The sequence below is a fragment of the Allofournierella sp. CML151 genome, from assembly GCF_027853465.1.
Lineage (GTDB): Bacteria > Bacillota > Clostridia > Oscillospirales > Ruminococcaceae > Allofournierella.
In genome coordinates this window covers 1-2,352 of the sequence record NZ_JAPNNW010000040.1, presented here as the reverse complement: position 1 = coordinate 2,352, position 2,352 = coordinate 1, and the positions used below count along the sequence as shown (strand labels likewise).

The following is a 2,352-nucleotide window of genomic DNA, read 5'->3' as shown; positions in this document are numbered from 1 at the left end:
AAAGCCGCATCCGGTTGGATGCGGCTTTTCATTTGCATTAAATCAGGCGGGCGCAATCAGCGCTCCTTGGTGGCGATCTCGGTGAGGATCTGGCCGATGAAGGCATCGGGGGTCATCACACCGCCCTTTTCCTCCTTGCGGGCACGAACGGCAACCAGGCCCTCTTCCATCTCCTTGTCGCCCACAACCAGCATGTAGGGGATCTTCTTGAGCTGGGCCTCGCGGATCTTGTAGCCCATCTTCTCGCTGCGGTAGTCGGTATCCACACGGATGCCGGCGGCCTCCAGCTTGTTGTGCAGCTCACGGGCATAGGCGTGCTGACGCTCGGTGATGGGGATGATTTCCACCTGAGTGGGCATCAGCCAGGTGGGCAGAGCACCGGCGTACTTCTCCAGCAGCAGGGCCAGAGTACGCTCGTAGCAGCCGATGGAGGTGCGGTGGATGATGTAGGGGGTGTGCTCCTGACCATCCTCACCCACATAGGTCATGCCGAACTTCTGAGCCAGCAGCATATCGATCTGGATGGTGATGAGGGTATCTTCCTTGCCGAACACGTTCTTGATCTGGATGTCCAGCTTGGGACCGTAGAAGGCGGCCTCGTCGATGCCCACCTTGTACTCCAGGCCCAGGTGGTCCAGGATCTTCTTCATCAGGCCCTGGGCTTCCTCCCACTGCTCAGCGGTGCCCTCGTACTTGTCCTTGCGGTTGGGGTCCCACTGGCTGAAGCGGTAGCTTACGTCCTCGCCCAGGCCCAGGGTATCCAGCATCTCCTTGGCCAGCTCCAGGCAGCCGCGGAACTCCTCCTCCAGCTGGTCGGGGCGCAGCACGATGTGGCCCTCGCTGATGGTGAACTGACGCACACGGATCAGGCCGTGCATCTCGCCGGAATCCTCGTTGCGGAACAGGGTAGAGGTCTCGCCCAGACGCATGGGCAGGTCACGGTAGCTGCGCTTGCGGTTCAGGTAGACCTGGTACTGGAAGGGGCAGGTCATGGGACGCAGGGCGAAGCACTCCTTGGTCTCATCGTGGGGATCGCCCAGGATGAACATGCCGTCCAGGTAGTGGTCCCAGTGGCCGCTGATCTTGTACAGGTCGCGCTTGGCCATCAGGGGGGTCTTGGTCAGCAGGTAGCCCCGCTTCTGCTCGGTGTCCTCCACCCAGCGCTGCAGCAGCTGGATGGCGCGGGCGCCGTTGGGCAGCATAACCGGCAGGCCCTGGCCAATCACATCCACGGTGGTGAAGTACTCCAGCTCACGGCCGATCTTGTTGTGGTCCCGCTTGAGGGCCTCTTCCTGCTGCTTCAGGTACTCCTCCAGCTCACTGGCCTTGGGGAAGGCGATGCCGTACATGCGGCACAGGCTGTCCCGGTTGGAATCACCGCGCCAGTAAGCGCTGGTGGCCTGGGTCAGCTTCACGGCCTTCACCGCGCCGGTGCTCATCAGGTGCGGGCCTGCGCACAGGTCCACAAAGTCGCCCTGCTGGTAAACGCTCAGCTCCCAGCCCTTTTCGGCGTACTCCTCCAGCAGCTCCAGCTTGTAGGGCTGACCGGCGAAAATCTGGCGGCCCTCCTCCACGGTGATGATGCGCTTCTCCACTGGCAGATCCGCCTTGGCGATCTTCTTCATCTCGGCTTCAATCCCGGCGAACTGGTCCGGGGTAAAGGGCTTCACGCCGCCGATGTCGTAGTACCAGCCGCTCTCCAGAGCGGGGCCGATGCCGAAGTGGGCTTCGGGGTACAGGTGCTGGATGGCCTGGGCCATCACATGGGCAGCAGTGTGCCAGAAGGCGTGCTTGCCTTCCTCGTCGGCAAAGGTCAGGATCTCCAGCGCGCAGTCCTTGTCCAGCACGGTGCGCAGGTCACACACCTGGCCGTCCACCTTGGCGGCGCAGGCGCTCTTGTACAGGCCCATGCCGATGCTCTTGGCCACCTCAGCGGCGGATACGCCCGCCTCAAATTCCTTGACGGTGCCCTTCAAATCAACTTTGATCATAACTGTTTGACCTCCCGTTTGATCTCTTCGCCCAAAGGGGCGAAAAAAGAAAAAATGCCCCATCCCGTAAAACAATAACGGGATGAAGCATCTGAAAGCTCCACGGTTCCACCCGAATTGCGCGCCTTTTTAGCGCGCCCACTCGTTTGGGCGATAACGGGCCCTTGCCGGCGGGGGTTCGCCCCCGCGCTCCGCGGTGGTAAGCTGTGAGGGCACTGCGCGCAGCCGCTCTCAGCACGCTTCCAAACTGGAAGCGGCGGCCTTCTCTATCCGCGTGTTGCCCGCCCGCTCATGTCCGCATCTGCGCTTTTGCGGGATAGGTTCAGCATTATCTTATACCTTCCCTTCGGGATTGTCAATA

Annotated in this window: 1 protein-coding gene; it reads right to left on the bottom strand. The window is 61.5% G+C overall.

Annotation, left to right across the window (positions count from 1 at the left end; translation table 11 throughout):
* Positions 1 to 56: 56 nt before the first annotated feature.
* Positions 57 to 1,991: a threonine--tRNA ligase gene (gene thrS, locus PH256_RS15130; protein WP_270914818.1), complete on the bottom strand. Its 1,935-nt coding sequence runs from the start codon at positions 1,989 to 1,991 to the stop codon at positions 57 to 59.
* Positions 1,992 to 2,352 lie beyond the last annotated feature (361 nt).

Excerpts from the sequence above, each read along its gene's own strand:
- thrS (WP_270914818.1), bottom strand. The coding sequence starts at position 1,991 with ATGATCAAAGTTGATTTGAAGGGCACCGTCAAGGAATTTGAGGCGGGC.